Source organism: Bdellovibrio bacteriovorus HD100, from assembly GCF_000196175.1.
Taxonomy (GTDB): Bacteria; Bdellovibrionota; Bdellovibrionia; order Bdellovibrionales; family Bdellovibrionaceae; genus Bdellovibrio; species Bdellovibrio bacteriovorus.
This window is the reverse complement of sequence record NC_005363.1, coordinates 1372721-1390375: the sequence shown is the minus strand read 5'-3', so window position 1 is coordinate 1390375 and position 17655 is coordinate 1372721. Positions and strand designations below refer to the sequence as shown.

Below are 17655 nucleotides of genomic sequence, written 5' to 3'. Positions count from 1 at the left end.
CATTTTTCTCCCCCATTTCTCGTATTAGAAATTCTGGACTACGAAGTACTATTGCAAATTCCGAATAATTATCTGTTAAAAAACCATGAAGAATTTTACGGAGACCCTACATATGTCAGATTTCAAATTATCAGGATGGTTCAAAGGTATTAAAGGAAAGTTGTTGATGGCTGCTTTCATGCCCATGATTGGCTTTGCGATTCTAGGCTCCATCGCCATCAACGGGATCACAAGTGTGGTTCACCTTTTGGATGTCGCCAACGAACAAGTTATCCCCACCTTCGATATGGTTGGTGAAATGCGCCAGGCGGGCAACAAATTCCAATACGGTGCTTGGGCAGCGATGGAACATATTGATGAGCCTGAAAAATTGACGTCCTATCTAAAGACCGCCACCGAAGGCATGGACGAATTCCGCAAGGCCCAGGAAACTTATGATCCGATTCCAAGAACACCGGAAGAAGACAAGGCTTACCAAACTGCCAAGCCTCTTTTCCCGGAATACTATGCTTCCATGGAAAAGGTTATCGCCTTGATTCGTTCTGCAGACCCCGCCAAAGTGAAAGAAGCCGAAGTCCTGCTGGATGGCCGTTACAATGAAATCGGCAAATCCGTGCGCGCCTGGAATAGCGCCGTCACAGACATCTACGCAAAGATGGCCAAAGACGGCGTCATCGAAGCCAATTCGACTGAAGCTTATGTTAAAAATCTGATCTATCTGGTTTCAGCTGCCACAGGTGTGATTGTGTTTGCCGTGCTCTTGTGGATTGCCGCACGCATTTCAAACGCCGTGGGTTCTGTCGCTGACCGTCTGACAACAGCCGGTGGCCAGGTGGCTTCTGCAGTTGAACAATTGAACGAAGCCGGCAATTCATTGTCCCAGTCTTCGACTGAGGCGGCTGCCTCTCTTGAAGAAACTGTCGCCGCCCTGGAAGAAATGACCTCCATGGTGCAAATGAACTCGGACAACGCGAAACAAGCGGCGGCTTTGTCTGCAAGCTCGCGTGATTCTGCTGAACAGGGTGAAAAAGAAATCCAGAACCTGATCACATCCATGACCTCCATTTCTCAGTCTTCCAAAAAGATCGAAGAGATCATTCATGTGATCGATGATATTGCCTTCCAGACAAATCTGCTGGCTCTGAATGCGGCTGTGGAAGCTGCCCGTGCCGGTGAACAAGGCAAAGGTTTTGCTGTGGTCGCAGAGGCCGTCAGAACTTTGGCTCAAAGAAGTGCGGCGTCCGCTAAGGACATCTCTTCCCTGATCAAAGATTCCGTATCTCAGATCGAAGAAGGCAGTGCTACTGCGGACAAGTCCGGTGCCGTTCTGACCAACATCGTGAACTCCATCAAAAAAGTTGCGGATCTGAACAACGAAATCGCGGCGGCCAGCTCTGAGCAGACCACCGGTATTCAACAAATCGGTAAAGCCATGAACCAGTTGGATCAGGCCGCACAAAGCAACGCGGCTTCAGCAGAAGAAATTGCAGCGACCAGCGGAGAGATCAACAATCTGGCAACCACTTCCCTGAACCTGACTGTGGAACTGAACGAAGTGATCCTGGGCAGCAGCGAGGTATCCAAAGCCTCTGCTGCGGCAGAAGCTCCGGTCAAAGCCAAAGCGAAAACATCCTTCATGCCGAAACCGAAAAAATCCAATGTGATTCCAATGAAGGCTGCGGCTCCGAAAAAGTCCGCTTCTCAGGATGTGATTCCATTTGATGACGACGAAAGAGCTAAGGTTGGGACGACCGACGGATTCTAGAAATCTGCTCGCAACCCAAAACGTAAGCCAGACCGAAATAGGCGACAACCGCCAACAGGATTGTGACAAAGAGGGCCAGCATCTGCAGCCCTCTTCCTGTTTGAGCCATCAGCAGTTCATATGCCTGCAAAGAAATCACCATCCCCGCCCCCGCCAGCACAAACTTCAGCGCCGGACGAAGCAGCACGGACATTCTGATTCCCGGGGAATACTTCTTCAAAAGCCCCATCAGCAATACGGCATTTATTAATGCCGCAACCACGCCGGAAATCATCAGCCCTTCAAGCCCCCACTGTCGCATCAACACCGGAGCCAGCGACACATGCACCGCCAAAGACACCAACGCCAGCACCATGGGAACTTTCGTGTTCTTTACGGAATAATACAGCGGCATCAGCACACGACTGCACGACACCAGCAACAAACTGACAGCATAAATGCGCAAAATCGCTGCCGTCATTTGCACATCCTGCACGGTGAACTTGCCACGCAAGAATAGCACCTCAATGATGGGCTCGGCCAAAATATAAAGCCCCAGCGCTGCGGGCCATGCCAGGAACAGATTCATCAGAAAACTTTCTTCGGCCGTTTCCTGGAACTTTTCTTTCAGTCCCCGATTGGCAAAGTCACTCAACGTTGGCAGCAGCGCGGCCCCGATGCTGACTGAAATCAACGACAATGGAAGCTCCAGCAAACGGTCGGCCCAGTAAATATAAGAAATCGAACCTTCAGGAAGGGAGCTGGCAAAGTACAGATTCACCAAAGTCGAAAACTGCAAAAGCCCCATGCCGATCAGCCCCGGCAACATCCCCCGCACCACGGCTTTGACTTCCGGAGTCCACAACGTCTTCTGCAGTCGTGGCAGATAGTTTCGCTGCTTTAAAGCCACTGCCAATAACAGCGCCTGCAACAGCCCTCCGATCAACACTCCCCACGCCAGGCCGTCTCCGTGCACCGCAAACCACTGCGGCGGCATAAAGGTGAACACCAGCATAGAGACATTTAAAAGCGCCGGCGCCAGCGCGGGCAGCCCAAAACTGCCCAGGGCATTCAGAATCCCCATATAGAAGGCATAGGTGCAGACAAAGAACACAAACCCAAACATGATCCGCCCCATGCGCAGGGTCAGTTCCCACTTGGCGGCATCCAAGGCATAATCCGAAGAAAGAATCAGCCGGAAAAGAGGCTCGACATAAACGATCCCCAGCAGGGTCAAAACCCCTAAAAACACCAAAAGCAGCGAATAAAAGGCATTGGCTAAATTCCGGGCACGATCCCCGGTGGGATCTTCCGATTGTGTTTGCATGAAAACGGGAATAAAACTCACAGCCAGGGAGCCTTCCCCGAATAAGCGGCGGAACAGATTGGGGATGCGGAAAGCGGCCGTCCAAGCGTCAGTGACCGCCCGGTCGAACAAAGCCCCCAGGGCTATATCGCGGAAAAGCCCAAGGATGCGGCTAGTTAATGTCCCGGAGGCCATTAAAAAGGCGCTTTTGAGGACCTTTTTGCGATCTTCTTTTAATCCACTTGCTTCGTGAGACACCCTATGTTAATCCCTTTGGTTCGTCTATAAAAGTTACTGTGGAGGTTATCCCTTGGCAAATCATAAGTCTGCAGCAAAAAGAGCTCGTCAGTCTATCCGTAAAACTGCTGTTAACAACGCTCGCAAAAGCACTGTTAAAACAGCTGAGAAAAAACTTGTTAAAGCTATCGAAGCTAAAGATCTGAAAGCTCTTCCTGAATTGTTGAAGAACTTCTCTTCTCAAGTAATGAAAGCTGCAAAAACTGGCGTTATCAAGAAAGAAACTGCATCCCGCAAGATCAGCCGTCTTTCTACTCGCGCTTCTGCAACGAAGTAGTCTGAAAAGATAAAAATCGGTTTTTAATTGAGTTCTGAGTCGGTTCGCGCTGATACAAAGGCGCGAATTTGTCGTTTTGTAGAGAACGCAATCTGATTGAAGCTCAATCCGTGGGTGACTTTATGGTCACCCTCTTTTTTTTGCGTTGAACGAACCACGCCGCGAAGGAATACAAAGTCCCCGGCTGGCACCTGGAAGCTGACGACCACCTCGTGGCCCTCGGTCAGAACGTACTCGGTGACGATGGACATCCCACCTTCACCCACCTCTCCGGATTCACACACAAAATACACCCCATCGCACAGAATGCCCACTTTGCGCTTCATCGCACGTCGCGGATACTGGCGGCGGAAATAACCTTTGTCTTCAAATGCAGGATTGGCTTTGTTCATCACAAAGCTTATCGGTCTATTCAGCTATCAACTTGAAATTGTCTGCACTCCAGCTTCGCTGGAATAGTTCACATGGCGTATTGAGTGCCGCAGGTCTTTAAAACAAGATTCTCCAGCCAGATGTGACTGGACAATGGTGAGGACTTCAAAGCCTTGTCTGTCTCAGACAGAACCACCAGGGTTTGTTCCAGCTTTTTAGCAGTCCAAAGTCGGGCTTGATCCAGATAGCTTTCCAGGAAATAAGGCGGCACCTGGGCAAAATGCGCGAGCTTCGCGCCGTGCAGGCCCTCTTCCATTCCCCGCTTCAAAGTCAGCAGGATACGCACGTGGCGGGCCACCAAAGACACGATCCCGATCTCGTTCTGCCCCTGATCCAGCAAGTGAACCAAAAGCTCCAAAGCCTTTACACGGTCGTTTTCGCCGATGGCTTTGGTGAAATCAAAAACGTTTTCTTCCTTCGAGCGAGACACGGCCTGAGCCACATCTGCCACTTCAATACGACGCTCGCCCACGAATTCGCCCAGTTTTTTAAGCTCCCCTTCGATTTCGGTCAGGTGATGACCCACCAGCTTATGCAAAAGCAAGATGGCATCGTTACTGATCGTCAAACCCAGGGATTGCGCGATGTAGTTGATCCAGGAAGGGATCTGATTTTCGTAAGGTTTTTTGAATTCAACACAGTCGGCTTTGTCGAGCAAAAGACGGATCTGTTTTTTGCGCTTGTCCACGCGGGACGCCAGAATCACAAACACGGTGCTGTCCACCGGGGATTCAAGCAAAGGCTCCAGCTCGGCCCATTCCTTGTCGGTCAATTCCTGGGCTTCTTTTAGGATCACCAAACGGCGCTGAGCCATCATCGGCAAAGTTTCAACGGCATCACGCACCGACACCACATCCGCATCGGAAGCATAGAACAGGCTGTAGTTGAAATCCACCGCGCCTTCGGTCAGGACCGCGTACTTGAAGCGCTCGACGGATTGATTCAGCAGGTAAGGCTCTTCCCCGAAAAGGAAATACATCGGCGCAGTCTGACCTTTTTCAAGATCGCGATAGAATTTCTGCGCATCGATGAGTGCCACGAGTTGAATATCCTTTTAGAAATTTTCGGTAATACGATCATGAGCTTCGGACATAATGTCATAAGCCATGAGGTCAATGTTCTGCCTTCGCGCAGAAAGATTGTAAAGCGGATTTATGGAGTTAACACCGGCCAGCGTTACCTGAGGTGCTGCGTATGTTCTCTCTCCACTGAAGGACCCACTCCAAAGTTCAGTCCCATCCGCCTGACGCACGACTTTCACCGTCACATTCAGCAAGATACGATACTCTGACGCAACGACAGTTCCATTAGGCAAATAAGGCGCGGAAGAGTCTCCGGCCACACGTTTGGCGCCCGGCAGATACTGAACAGAATCAATCTGCCCGATCACTGCCACTTCCGACAAAGAATTGTCCACAATTCGGGCAACTCGGGAGCGCTGGAACTCCTGAATCAGTGTGTTTGTGAACGCCACTTCGATCCCGGTTTCCTGTGTTTTATTTTTGAAAATGGGCACAGAAATCTGCTTATAGCCGCCAGGAATACTGCGCGTCCCGCTGCCCAGGCGATAGGCACATCCCGAGAGGAACAGCGACAGAATCAGAGTGATGCGAAAAGCTTTAAATATTGCGTCCACGACCCCAGTTGAGTATAAAATTAGCAGGAAGTCATCACAGAAATAGTGACTGCGCGACGCAATCAAGGAAGAAATATGGCAACTCAAGACGATTACAGTTTGCTGGCTCCGGGCCCCGTCAATATCCATCCTGAGGTGCGCAAAGCGCTGGCACTGCCGATGATTCACCATCGCACTCCGGAATTCGATAAAATCCTTAAGAAAGTTCTGACTCAGATCAAAACTGTTTTTCAAACCGAACAAGATGTCTATCTTTTGACCTCCACCGGCTCTGGCGGGATGGAAGCTTTACTGGTCAACACCTTGTCACCCGGCGACAAAGTTATTGCCATTGTTTCAGGCAAATTTGGCGAGCGCTGGGCTGATATGGCCGCGCATTTTGGCGCCTCAGTTCTGACCATCAACGCTCCTTGGGGTGAAGCCGTCAAAGTTTCTGACGTTGAAGAACTGCTGCAGAAAAATCCTGACACCCGCGCCGTGCTTTGCCAGGCGTGCGAAACCAGCACCGCTGTGGCCCACCCGATTGAGGCTTTGGGTAAAATCACTCAAAAATATCCCGACACCTTGTTCCTGGTGGATGCCATCACCGCATTGGGGGCGTACCCTCTGCCGATGGATGCCTGGGGTATTGACGGCATTGTCGCCGGATCGCAAAAAGCCTTTATGCTGCCAACAGGTTTGTCGCTGCTATCCTTTTCGAAGAAGGCCTGGAGATTCATCCCCGACGCCAAATGCCCCAGATATTATTTTGATATCCGCAAAGAGAAAAAAGCCAATGCTGCCGGTGAAACTTTCTATTCTTCCAACGTCGCTTTGATCCGCGCTTTGGATGTGGTGCTGACGCTGATTTCCCAGCAGGGCTTGGAAAAACTTTTCCACGACATTCATCGCCGCGCGGAGTTCACCCGCATCTTTGGTCTGAAGCTGGGCTTCACTTTGTATGCGCAGTCCCCCAGCAACTCGGTGACTGCGTTGCTGGTGCCACCACAGATGGACGGACAAAAAATCCGCCTGCACCTGGAAGAAGTTCACAACATCACCATCATGGGCGGACAGGATCAGGCCAAAGGCCGCATCATTCGTGTGGGACACATGGGTTACATTCAGGATCACGAACTGATTCGTCTGGTGGAGTGCTTGGGGCACACCCTGCGCCACTTTGATTCAGATTTTATGTCGTTGGAGCATATTTCCAACATCACGACCGAGGCGAAAAACTGGCTGGAGCAAAATCCGTGAAGAAAAAAATCCTGATCACCGACCGCTTTGCCCAAGACAGCTTCCTGTATTTGCAACAGCACAGCCAATTTGAAGTCGTTCGCAGCGACAACCCCCAGCATCTGCCACTGGAACATCTGGTCAGCGCCCACGCCCTGATCATTCGCAGTCGCACCAAAATTGACGAGGAACTTTTGAAAAAAGCCCGTCAGTTGCAGCTGATCGTGACTTGCACCAGCGGCTTTGATCACATTGATCTCGAAGCCACGCAAAAATGGGGCGTGACTGTCATGCATACGCCGACGGCGAACATCGAATCCGCCGCTCAGTTAACCTGGGGCTTGGTTTTGTCGTGCGTGAACAACATTCAAGCGGCGCACAAGATGGTGAAAGCCGGCGAATGGAACCGCGATCAAATCACCGGCATTGAACTGGCTGGCAGAAACTATGGCATCGTGGGCTTGGGACGTATTGGATCCCGCGTGGCAGAGCTGGCGCAAGCCTTCGGCATGAATGTGGTCGCCTATGATCCCTATCAAGAAGACGAAGTCTTTGAACGCCTGCACATTCCCCGCCTCAGTTATGAAGAGGTTCTGAAGACCGCTGACGTGATCAGCTTCCACGTGCCAAAGACCCTGGAAACCGAACACATGCTGAACCGCTCACAGTTTGAATACATCCACAGAGGCATCGTCCTGATCAATACGTCACGTGGTTCGGTGATCAACGAAAACGATCTGTGCGAAGCCCTGGAAAAAGGCTGGCTGCGTTCGGTGGGTTTGGACGTGTACGAAAAAGAGCCCTTGAACAGAAACTCTAATTTGCTGAAATACCCGAACCTGGTTTTGACTCCGCACATTGGAGCCAATACAGAGGACGCGTTCTTTAAAGCCTCCCAGATTGCAGCTAATAAGCTTATGGCCTTTTTTGTGGACGGATCGACCTCTGACACCCTCCCGCCAAGGGCCCCTTGGTATGGGGCGGCTCCATTTAAGGGCGAATAAACTTGCCTGATATCCCCTCTTTGAGAGACAGTTCTAGGGTCTGTTTTAAGAGGTACGTATTATGTCAGGCGTTGTTGTTGTCGGTGCTCAATGGGGCGATGAAGGTAAAGGTAAACTGATCGATGTGTTCGCTGAAAAAGCGGACATGGTTGTGAGATATCAGGGCGGAGCCAATGCTGGCCACACCCTGGTAGTGAACGGACAAAAAACCGTTCTGCATCTTGTTCCCAGCGGCATCCTGCGCCCGGAAACAACATGTGTGATCGCCTCCGGTGTCGTGATCGATGTTTTCTCGATCCGTGATGAAATCAAAAAGCTGAAAGACACAGGCTTTTTGCAAAACCCAAAACAACTTTTGATCTCTGATACGGCAACTTTGATTTTGCCATACCATAAAGCTCTGGACGCTGCTCGTGAAGCCGCACTGAGCGACGGCAAGATCGGCACCACTGGCAAAGGCATCGGCCCGGCTTATGAAGACCGCGCTTCCCGCCGCGCGATTTTGTTCGGTGATCTTTTCGACAAAGACAATCTGAAAAAGAAACTGGAACTGGCACTGACTGAAAAGAACTTCATGCTGGAGAACTACTACAAGGGCTCCACTTTCAAAGCCGATGATCTGATCAAGGATCTTCTGGCCGTGGCTGAAGAGCTGGCTCCATACCGCACGAAAGACACTTCGCTGTTTATCAGTAAAAGTTTGAAGTCCGGAAAAAGAGTTCTGTTCGAAGGCGCGCAAGGCACGATGCTGGACATCCTGCACGGCACATATCCTTTTGTAACGAGCTCTTCCACTCTGGCTTCCAACGCCTGCGCCAGTGCCGGCATCGGCCCTGCGAGCGTTCAGAAAGTCATCGGCGTGTTCAAAGCCTACACCACTCGCGTGGGCAGCGGCCCCTTCCCGACTGAGCTGAACGATGAAATCGGCAAAAAGATTCAAGCCGACGGCCACGAGTTTGGCTCCACCACCGGCAGAAGCCGTCGTTGCGGCTGGTTGGATCTGGTAGCGTTGAAATACGCGATCCGCGTGAATGGCATTACGAATCTAGCGATGATGAAATTGGATGTACTGACAGGACACGATCGTATCGGCGTGTGCACAGCGTACAAATTGAACGGTGAAATCATCACTGATCTGCCAACTTCACCTTATGAGCTTGAAAAAGTGGAACCAGTGATCGAATGGATCCCAGGTTGGACACAAGATTTGACGAAAGTGAAAACACTCTCGGATCTTCCGCGCCCAACAACGAACTACATTGACTACCTGGGCTCACAATTGGGCACACCAATCGACGTAATTTCCGTCGGACCGGGCCGAGAACAGACACTGTGGGTCAAGCCTTTGTTCAACAATTAAGCATATTTAGCGGTTTTTAGGGGGCCTTTGCTCAGAGCTTGAGCAAAGGCCTTTTTTTTATCAAAAATTCGCAAAAATTTTTAAAAAACTGCAAGAAAGTGTATTGACTTTGGACCCCTCTTACTACAAATTAGCACTTCCTCAAACGGACAGTGGTTCGCTAGCTCAGCTGGTAGAGCACTTCACTTTTAATGAAGGGGTCGATGGTTCGAATCCATCGCGAGCCACCATTTTTAGTTCGTTTGTTTTCTCTAAACGTTCCCATCGTCTAGGGGCCTAGGACACCTCCCTTTCACGGAGGATACAGGGGTTCAAATCCCCTTGGGAACGCCAATTTTTCTAAAAATCAAAAACCCGAATCGAAAGATTCGGGTTTTTTATTTTTACAATCGACATCCAGTGGTTTGAACTTAGAGCGCCGGCGAAAACTATTCTACAAAGCTCGCGGCACGCGGCGAACGCCGGCACAGGGGTTCATCGACGTCGCAGGATGCGACCTCGAGGGTGCGCAAAAGCGCAGGGCAAAGCCCCGAGGAGCGTGATGCGACGAGCCCCACTCCCCCGCGAAACCGAGGCCCCACTAGAATTAGAACCTAAAAGGCTGACCTTTTCTTGCTAAATAATCCCGGAGCGAATTCAAACGCTCCGCTTCTAGCTGTGCTTGGGTTTTGTTTAATCCAAGCTGCTCATAAACTTGGTCAACGAAAAAGCGGTCTCCTGACGTTCCTTGAGCTTTAAACTTGTAGTGCTCTCTTGGCCATTCGTCGAATGCCTTCTGCATAACCTTGGAGTTAAAAGAAACATGCAGTGCGAGCTCATTGTCCAAAATTGCTGGACAGCGATGATCATCAAAGCTTCTTTTTCCATTCAAATTGGCAACAACAATTGGGATACCGTCTTTCAGCGCAATTTCGATTTCCCAACGTACATACTTATAGAGATTTCGAGTTTTTTCGCCAACAAGTACAACAAGAAGGCCAGCATTGTTCATTCGCTCTCTGAGCTTTCTTTTAATAGTCTCTTCAGAGCTGCCGTCACGAAGAGTGTTAAGGTCGTGGGCATTATTAAAATCAAAATTGATGTTCTTATTGCCGACCCACATCTTCATCGTTCTATAGTAATCCATGTCCTCGTCAGCATCAAAGCAAACATACACTTGATCTCTGTAGTACATTACACACCTTCCTTAGTCGTAGCCTTGGTTAAAATAACGGTGAGGAATACAAAAGTTGTGAACACTTGAAGTCCCAAAAGGACAACTCCTGCTGCAGTTGTCGGTGTCGCGACCGAACTTCCACCGCTGAGCGTGTTCATGAAACTAAAGGACAATGGGATCAATGGGTTTGACGAAGAGAAAGATCCCCAGTTGAAGTCTCCATTAAACTGATTCGCAAACAGATATGAAAAACAGACGACATTGAAGACAACGGCTTGCAGAACCATCACAAATCGCATTTTAATCCGGTCTTCATCGAGATTACCCCTGACACTCCAGACATGATGGTCAAAATAGGTAAATACATTTTGGGCAATTAGATAAGCAACTACAGCCGAAGACCAAAAACCGTTCAAGCCGAATACCCACATCATGATCAACGTTAACCACTTAAAGACCATATAAAGCTCAATAACGTCCCTTTTTGCACTGATAACTGCGTCAATACCCTGAGAAGCAACGCAATATCCGGCAAGGTCCTTTAGTAGTTCTACGATGTTAAGCATTCTGCCGACACGAACACTTCTGTCGACCGCATGAAACAAAAGTCCCTTATAGTTCTGAGTTCCGATAAGCCCCCCTCATCCTTGCAAAAATGTGAGCTCTACATGGAATGTCAAGGTGCCTGCTTTTAAAAAACTAAATCGCTTAACCGAAAGCCCTGCCTAAAGGGTGCTCGGGGCATGGCTTTCCGGTTGACCATATCCTGACAAGTATCTAATTCTACAAGACAATGCGGCATAACCACTTTTCAAAGCCCCGAGGAGCGTGATGCGACGAGCCCCACTCCCCACCGCAAACCCAGAACCCCAGCGAGTTTCAAGCAAAGCGCGAAACAAGCCAGACAAACCCCGGAGCGAACGATGAAACACAAAACCCTCTCCATAGTCCACCCCAACGGAACCCGCATCGCCAACGGCGAAAAAATCATCGAAGTCCGCCGCTGGCTTCCCCCTGCCGACCTCACCGGCGACCTGCTCATCGTAGAAAACAAAAACTTCCTCTTCAACGAAGGCGAAACCGACATCGGCATCCCGGTAGCAATCGTAAAAATCAAATCCGTCCGCCCCTTCGAAGAAAAAGACATCCCCGCAGCCTGCGCCACAAGATGGGAACCCGGCTACTACTCCTGGGAACTCACCGAAGTAAGAAAACTAAACTCCACCCAGGAAGTCCTCGCCGCCCGAGGCATCTACGAACTGGATTTAGACCTCTAAATAAAAGACGACAGAAGCTCCCGAGCCCGACCCAACGAGACCGTTGATTCAATATAAGCATCCGGTCTCACCAACACCGCCTGCCCGACATAGACAGAATCCGAAGAGCCAACGACAACAAGCTGAACATACTCCGGCAACTCAAAATCAAGCTCCACATCCCCAAAGACAAACAACGTATACTTGGAATAATTCAACAAAGAGTACAGCCGAACCGTCTCGGACCCGAAGCGGACCTCAGAGTCATACAACCGGGACCCGATAAGCCCCTCACCTGCGTAACGAATCCCCATGCCCGTGATATTTCCCGCGCGTTTTTGCACGATGCGCACATAATCCTCGGCATGAGTCCCATTCGCAGAATACTTGGTTGAACGAACAAGTTCCCCCGAAGCCTCGATGACACTTAAAGCAACGGGTTTGCGTTCAGATTCGTAGCTTTGCAGCAGATCCAACGAAGCCCCGTGATTCAAAGTCATGTTCAACTTCCAGATCAGATTGAAAGCATCAGCCAGCCCCGTGTTCAGCCCCTGCCCGCCGTTGACCGAGTGAATATGGCTGGCATCGCCAACAAGAAACACCCGATCCTGAATGAAGAACTTTTCAGCCACGGACTCCTTCACCGAAAACTGTGAAAACCACTCCATCTTTTTAAAGCCCAGAACATGGGGCTTGATCGCACGATTGATTTTTGCAACAGCTTCTTCCAAAGTAAACTCTGTGGTGTCCATTCGGACATAGAAACGATCAATGTCCCCTTCGCGAGGAATCCACGCCACGTCCGAAGTGTCTGCCTGAAAGACGATGATTTCGGGCACTTTTGGAAAGTCCGTTTCAACGACACCGTCAAGCACCGCCCAGACAATCTGGGGTCTGACGATTTCAAAAGGCACCTTGAACTTTTCACGTACAAACGAGCGGGAACCATCGGCACCAATAACATAACGGGATTGTATCTTTTCACCGGAAGACAACGTCGTCAGGCAGTTGTCCTGAAGAACCTCGACATCTTTAATCACCGTGGAACGGCGAACAGCGGCGCCTGAAAGGGTCAGTTTTTCATCCAGCAGCTTTTCAACAAAAGACTGCCCCAGCATCAGAAAGTGCTTATGAAAACACCCCTCAAGCTCGTCCCACCAAGAAGACTGGCGGGAAAGAAACTTTCCATCAGCCCATACAGAACTTGTATTGCAGGGCTTTCCCAACGGATAAAGCTGGTCAAACAATTTACCCACTTCCAAAAGCTGCAAAGTCCTGGCGTTCAATGCATCCGCGCGCCCCACTTGCAGTGGTCCCTCGGATTTATCAACAATCACAGTGCTCATCCCGCAAAGCTTCGCAAGATAAGCACACATCAATCCGACCGGTCCCGCGCCGACAATGACAAGATCAACAACTTGCGGGCTCATTTGTACGATTCCAGGCCCGGGTTATCAAACGGCGGACTGCTTTGCACCTGCACTCGCTGCAGGTGACGCGGGGATTTCGAGGTAAACGCTTCGCGTCCGTGCAAAAGCGTGAAATTATCTGTGATCACGACATCTCCATCCTGCCACTCATGAGCATAGAAATTTTCAGGCGCATAAAGAGCACTTTTGAGTCCTTGATGAAAAGCCTCCAGCTCCCCCACCGGAACCCCGGCAAATTCAAGGTCCGGAGGATTCACAAAATGCCCCTTATCTGCACTTGGTGGTTCGTTATAGCGAATGACTGAAAAATCCCTTTTGGGATGTTTTGTGATAATCGGAGACACCGTTTTACTTTTGTAAAACTCCATCTCACGCTGATAGATGCCCGTCACTTTGCCCCAAAACGCTTTCAGTTCCGGCGAGGCATTTTTAAGAGCCAGCACAGTGTTGGAAAACGTGGTGCGGCCCCCATGCCCGGAAAGTGGCGCCTTTACACAGTGAAAAATCTGATACTCCGGAACTTGGGGTCGGTACATGCCATCCCAATGCATTGGAACATAGCTGTGATCAAAAATATGATCCTGGGGATTTTCCTGTTCGACCAGCTCCAGCACTTTTCCGAAAGGCCAGATGCTGATTTCACCCCACGTCTCGCAGTAGCTGGCAAATTCCTCAGAGTTTTTGAAAGTGGTGAAACCTCTTAGCACCACGATCTGTTCCTGCAAAAAAAGCTGATGCAAGGCTTTCAGATCCAGGTCTTTCACACTGGCCCCCTGGGCCTTGGGTTCTACAATCGCTCCGAAAGGCTTTAGATGAGTCACTTGAAAGTTCATAGTTCACCTCTTAGTTTGTAGCGGCTTGGCTGCCCACCGGATGAGTAAATCAATTCTGCTCCCAAGGTCTCGGCCTCGGATTTTTTTAGCAGGACAAAGCCCTTTGCCGTTTCAACAGCGACGCCATGCCACGGGGTCATCCAGGATTCATTCCCCACCAGGCGAATGCCAAGCTTTGCAGAACCGCAGGTCTGCGGGTGAATGGACAAGCGGACAGCGTCCGGAAATCTTTCTGCAATCAGCTCACTCCAGGCATTGCTTCTGCGAATGACTTCGTAGGCTTTCAGGCGGGATTCTTTCTGAATCGCCGAGCGGCTTTTCGTCTGTCCTGCATGCAGAGAATCTTCAAACAGGAATCTGGTGATTCCGCAGTACATGCGATGAGCGCCCTGCTCTTCTGCGGTGGCAAGCTCTGCCATCCCGTTACGGACTTTGTGCTTTAAGAAATCCAGCGAGCTTCCATAGCGTTTCATCAGTTCATCACGCATTTGGTTGAAACTAAGTTCGCCGTAAAAGTCATCCATATTGAAAGTTTCAATGTCTGACAGCTGCAATTCACCAATAAGCCCGGACAATCCAGACTGGTAGGCCGTGACATTGCTTTCTTTCATGCCCACAAGGTCACTGAACACCCGGCCGTCCGAGCACAGAATGATTTTGATCCCCGGTGAATAGTACTGTCTGACTTGCTGACCAAGGTTACCCAGGAACTGCAATGCCAGCTGCTCGGCATAGTCTGGTAACGCCCCCAGAACCTTTTCCGGGTTCGGGGACTTGCCAGGAAAGGCCGGCAAAACAAAAGTCACAGGCTCATTTCTGCGAACAGCCGAGATGATCTTCGGCAGATGAAAGGATGCGCAGGTTTGACATTCGGAATTGCCACACAGGTCACCGGCATGAGGAACCCGGCGATAATCCATCACCTGAGCCAGCATTCTTGTCGCCACCTCGGTTGCCGGGTCGACCATTGGGGACCGTAATTTTAAGCTTTCAGAACTCTGAATTGAAATTAGTTCAAGGGCTGCAGGTTTCATACTCTCCGTTTCCTCCTGCTGCGGAAACTAACGAGTTTTCACGTATAAATAAAATGACTAGTTTATTTCATTGTGATAAAAACTATTTATGTCTTTAATGATGGATGACATAAAATACTTTATAACGGTCTGTGAAACCCTGAATGTCACCAGGGCGTCCGAGATCATTGGCATCTCCCAACCTGCCTTAAGCTATTCCATCAAACGACTGGAACGCGAACTGGGTGGAAATCTTTTAATCCGGCTAAAAAACGGCATCCAGCTGACCAAACTGGGGGAAGAATTCCGCCAGCGCTCACGACGCTTGATGTATGAATGGGAACAGGCCCAAAACCTGGCCAATCCCGAATCAGGCCTGATCCAAGGCAGCTACACCATCGCAATTCACCCCTCCGTGGCTCTTTATACACTGGGGTCTTTTATGCCGAAGCTGCAAAAAGAGTTTCTGGGCCTTGATTTCAACTTCATTCATGGCCTGTCCAGAGAGATGACGGAAAAAGTGATCAGCTGGGAAGCTGACTTTGGTATCGTCGTGAACCCCATCGAACACCCCGATCTGGTTATCAGTAAGCTTTGCACTGACGAGGTGACGATCTTCCACGCTAAAAACGCCCAGGACAAATTGATTTATGACCAGAATCTGGCGCAGTCGCAGTACATTCTGAAAAAACTGAGCAAGAAGACAAACTTCACGGGCGTGCTGAGTTCAGGAAATCTGGAGGTGGTCGCGAAGCTGACTTCTTTGGGTTTTGGCTACGGACTTTTGCCAGCAAGGGTTGCCGCCCAGTACAAGAACCTTGAAAAAATGAAAGATGCACCGGTATTCAAGGACGAAATCTATCTGGCGTACCGACCGGAAAAACACAACAACACCATCAGCAAAAAGATCATTCAGACCATCAAAGCAGCCACATTCTAACTCTAGATTGTTTCCGCATGGGGCACGGTCATGATACTGGCAGTGAGAAAGGCACACAGCTTCTCCTGCCCTTTTTGAACCGCAAAAACTTTGGACGTCACCACAGTCAATGTTTTACCGGCCTTCAGCACCTCAGCACGGGCAAAGAATCTTTCCCCTTGAGCCGGAGACAGCAAATTGATTTTAAGCTCTGTCGTCAGAACCGAAGACCCCTTTGGGGTCAGCGTATAGGCCGCGTATCCGGCTGCCGAATCCGCAATTGAAGTCGTGGCGCCGGCATGTAAAAAACCGTGCTGCTGACCAAGTGAAGACGAAAACGGCAGCTCGATCTCGCAAGTCCCTGGGCCTACAGCAACAAGCTGCGCCCCGAGAGTCTTCATCAGATTCTGCTTGTCAAAACTGCTTCGTACCTTCAGCTCATAGTCCGCATCAGAAACAATCACAACTTCAGCTCCATCTGGATATTGCAGCGGTCATAAGGCGTTGGTGGGCCGACGACTTTTACAAAGCCCAGCTTTTCATAAAGGCGAATGGCTGGTTTCAGGATCGTGTTACTTTCCAGGAACAGGCGCTGCTCGCCCATTTCCCGGGCCTTTTCAACAATCGCCTGTCCCAGCAGGAAGCCGATGCTTTTCCCCTGAGCTTTCGGGGACACCGCCATCTTCGCAAGCTCGTAACAGCCCAGATCCTCACGCTTGATCAGAGCACAGACACCGACAGGTTCCCCATTCAATAGAGCGACAAAAATAGATCCGCCCTTTTTAAGAATATAGGATTCTGGATTTTCCAAAGCATCACGATCAGGCTTTTCCATCGTGAAGTACTTGGAAATCCATTCTTCATTCAGTTTGTAAAAGGCCTCTTTGTACTTGGGTTGATAAGCTACGATTTTGACATCCATAGATTCTCTCCGTTTTTTGATCTCCAGAACCCGGCTCAACAAAGACTTCTGTCCCAGCAGGTATTCCCACTCTTCAATCGCGGCCCACAAATTATTCGTGGCCTGCGCCGAGATCTGCTCGATCGCCTCGTTGACGTCCGCGTACTGTCTTTCTATTTTTTCAGAGAGGTCTTTGCCCTTTTTGGAAAGGGTGATTTTGGTTCGACGACGGTCCTGAGAGTCTGTTTTTTCCAGCACCAGCCCGGCCTTGGACATTTCAGTCAGAATTTTGCTCACCGAAGCGTGGGAATGCCCGATCGCTTCAGCAATGGAAGTGACCGTGTTTTGCTCTTCATTTGAAAGAACATAGAACACCGGGAACCACTTCGGTTGAATATCGTTTTCATACACACGGTAAATCTCTGCCGCATCCTGACCGATCTGCTCGCTCAGGAATCGCACCCGCGTACCCATTGCCATTTTTCCAGCTCGTTTGAATAGTTCCATAAGACTAATTATGTAACTAGTTACGTAATTAGTCAACCTTCTCAACTAGATACGCATAAGGCATTGAATTCACTATAGGAATCCCGATGGGTCAGCGTCACTTCGGAAACAAAGTCGATGATCGACTTCTTAAGCTGTCCATCCCGCCACGAAGGCAGCGGATCCGGGCAGCTGCGTGAGAAAATCCAAGGTCACCTCGAATACCAAATAAAGAAATGTTTCATATCTTAAAAGAACTAAACCTCAGAAAACACTGGACTATTTTCTGTCAAAAAAGCTCAACAACACTGCCGGAACAGCCGAAAAGTACCTTAAGATGTTCAAAGCCGGTACGTACCTAAAACACATCTCAACTGCCCTTCTTGC

General features: G+C 49.8%; 18 protein-coding genes and 2 tRNA genes. 9 read left to right on the top strand and 11 right to left on the bottom strand.

Features of this window, described 5'->3' with window-relative positions; all coding sequences use genetic code 11:
- Positions 1 to 112: 112 nt before the first annotated feature.
- Complete coding sequence (locus BD_RS06670) at positions 113 to 1765, top strand: HAMP domain-containing methyl-accepting chemotaxis protein (protein WP_041583507.1); 1653 nt, start codon at positions 113 to 115, stop codon at positions 1763 to 1765.
- Here the strand turns inward: BD_RS06670 and murJ are convergent.
- Positions 1737 to 3245, bottom strand: coding sequence for a murein biosynthesis integral membrane protein MurJ (gene murJ / locus BD_RS06665; protein WP_231839304.1), 1509 nt, complete (start codon positions 3243 to 3245; stop codon positions 1737 to 1739). The genes BD_RS06670 and murJ overlap by 29 nt on opposite strands.
- Before the next feature lie 115 nt (positions 3246 to 3360).
- Here murJ and rpsT point away from each other — a divergent pair, with 115 nt between their 5' ends.
- The gene (rpsT, locus tag BD_RS06660) at positions 3361 to 3624 is read left to right on the top strand and encodes a 30S ribosomal protein S20 (RefSeq protein WP_011163955.1); all 264 of its coding nucleotides are present in this window, start codon (positions 3361 to 3363) and stop codon (positions 3622 to 3624) included.
- Between the two features lie 23 nt (positions 3625 to 3647).
- Here rpsT and BD_RS06655 read toward each other — a convergent pair whose 3' ends face one another.
- The 3 genes from BD_RS06655 to BD_RS06645 all read right to left on the bottom strand — a co-directional run bounded on the left by BD_RS06655 (position 3648) and on the right by BD_RS06645 (position 5692).
- A complete protein-coding gene (locus BD_RS06655) occupies positions 3648 to 4016 on the bottom strand; it encodes a PilZ domain-containing protein (protein WP_041583506.1) in 369 nt (122 codons plus the stop codon).
- A 68-nt stretch (positions 4017 to 4084) separates the two neighbouring features.
- Positions 4085 to 5095: a DNA polymerase III subunit delta gene (holA, locus tag BD_RS06650; protein WP_011163952.1), complete on the bottom strand. Its 1011-nt coding sequence runs from the start codon at positions 5093 to 5095 to the stop codon at positions 4085 to 4087.
- Between the two features lie 15 nt (positions 5096 to 5110).
- Positions 5111 to 5692, bottom strand: coding sequence for an LptE family protein (locus BD_RS06645; protein WP_015090613.1), 582 nt, complete (start codon positions 5690 to 5692; stop codon positions 5111 to 5113).
- Positions 5693 to 5767: 75 nt separating this feature from the next.
- Between BD_RS06645 and BD_RS06640 the strand changes: the two genes are divergently transcribed.
- The 5 genes from BD_RS06640 to BD_RS06620 all read left to right on the top strand — a co-directional run bounded on the left by BD_RS06640 (position 5768) and on the right by BD_RS06620 (position 9607).
- Positions 5768 to 6931 (top strand): pyridoxal-phosphate-dependent aminotransferase family protein, encoded by a 1164-nt coding sequence (locus BD_RS06640; protein ID WP_011163950.1) that lies wholly within the window; start codon positions 5768 to 5770, stop codon positions 6929 to 6931.
- Entirely contained in the window at positions 6928 to 7914 is a 987-nt protein-coding gene (locus BD_RS06635) for a D-2-hydroxyacid dehydrogenase (RefSeq protein ID WP_011163949.1), read from the top strand. Before BD_RS06640 ends, BD_RS06635 begins: the two co-directional genes overlap by 4 nt.
- A gap of 61 nt (positions 7915 to 7975) precedes the next feature.
- Positions 7976 to 9274 (top strand): adenylosuccinate synthase, encoded by a 1299-nt coding sequence (locus tag BD_RS06630; RefSeq protein ID WP_011163948.1) that lies wholly within the window; start codon positions 7976 to 7978, stop codon positions 9272 to 9274.
- 154 nt (positions 9275 to 9428) lie between these two features.
- Positions 9429 to 9504: transfer RNA gene (locus BD_RS06625), tRNA-Lys, on the top strand.
- A gap of 27 nt (positions 9505 to 9531) precedes the next feature.
- A tRNA-Glu gene (locus BD_RS06620) sits at positions 9532 to 9607 on the top strand.
- Positions 9608 to 9860: 253 nt separating this feature from the next.
- Here the strand turns inward: BD_RS06620 and BD_RS06615 are convergent.
- Both BD_RS06615 and BD_RS06610 read right to left on the bottom strand, forming a co-directional pair.
- A complete protein-coding gene (locus BD_RS06615) occupies positions 9861 to 10448 on the bottom strand; it encodes a TIR domain-containing protein (protein ID WP_011163947.1) in 588 nt (195 codons plus the stop codon).
- Positions 10448 to 10996: a hypothetical protein gene (locus tag BD_RS06610; RefSeq protein WP_041583505.1), complete on the bottom strand. Its 549-nt coding sequence runs from the start codon at positions 10994 to 10996 to the stop codon at positions 10448 to 10450. Before BD_RS06610 ends, BD_RS06615 begins: the two co-directional genes overlap by 1 nt.
- Before the next feature lie 357 nt (positions 10997 to 11353).
- Between BD_RS06610 and BD_RS06605 the strand changes: the two genes are divergently transcribed.
- Positions 11354 to 11707, top strand: a complete 354-nt coding sequence (locus BD_RS06605; RefSeq protein WP_011163945.1) for an ASCH domain-containing protein — start codon at positions 11354 to 11356, stop codon at positions 11705 to 11707.
- On the opposite strand, the gene BD_RS06600 is transcribed toward BD_RS06605, so the two are convergent.
- From BD_RS06600 to BD_RS06590, 3 genes are read right to left on the bottom strand one after another with little or no spacing between them, the layout of a single operon-like run.
- Positions 11704 to 13116, bottom strand: a complete 1413-nt coding sequence (locus tag BD_RS06600) for an FAD-binding protein (RefSeq protein WP_011163944.1) — start codon at positions 13114 to 13116, stop codon at positions 11704 to 11706. The two genes, BD_RS06605 and BD_RS06600, sit on opposite strands and share 4 nt — an antisense overlap.
- Positions 13113 to 13949 carry a TauD/TfdA dioxygenase family protein gene (locus BD_RS06595; protein ID WP_011163943.1) on the bottom strand — a complete coding sequence of 279 codons (837 nt, stop codon included), beginning with the start codon at positions 13947 to 13949 and terminating at the stop codon, positions 13113 to 13115. Before BD_RS06595 ends, BD_RS06600 begins: the two co-directional genes overlap by 4 nt.
- Entirely contained in the window at positions 13946 to 14983 is a 1038-nt protein-coding gene (locus tag BD_RS06590) for an L-tyrosine/L-tryptophan isonitrile synthase family protein (protein WP_011163942.1), read from the bottom strand. The genes BD_RS06595 and BD_RS06590 overlap by 4 nt, the downstream gene beginning before the upstream one ends.
- Positions 14984 to 15071: 88 nt before the next feature.
- Here BD_RS06590 and BD_RS06585 point away from each other — a divergent pair, with 88 nt between their 5' ends.
- Positions 15072 to 15902 (top strand): LysR family transcriptional regulator, encoded by an 831-nt coding sequence (locus tag BD_RS06585; protein WP_011163941.1) that lies wholly within the window; start codon positions 15072 to 15074, stop codon positions 15900 to 15902.
- Between the two features lie 2 nt (positions 15903 to 15904).
- Here BD_RS06585 and BD_RS06580 read toward each other — a convergent pair whose 3' ends face one another.
- Positions 15905 to 16345: a PaaI family thioesterase gene (locus BD_RS06580; RefSeq protein ID WP_011163940.1), complete on the bottom strand. Its 441-nt coding sequence runs from the start codon at positions 16343 to 16345 to the stop codon at positions 15905 to 15907.
- Positions 16342 to 17289: a bifunctional helix-turn-helix transcriptional regulator/GNAT family N-acetyltransferase gene (locus BD_RS06575; RefSeq protein WP_041583504.1), complete on the bottom strand. Its 948-nt coding sequence runs from the start codon at positions 17287 to 17289 to the stop codon at positions 16342 to 16344. Before BD_RS06575 ends, BD_RS06580 begins: the two co-directional genes overlap by 4 nt.
- Positions 17290 to 17655 lie beyond the last annotated feature (366 nt).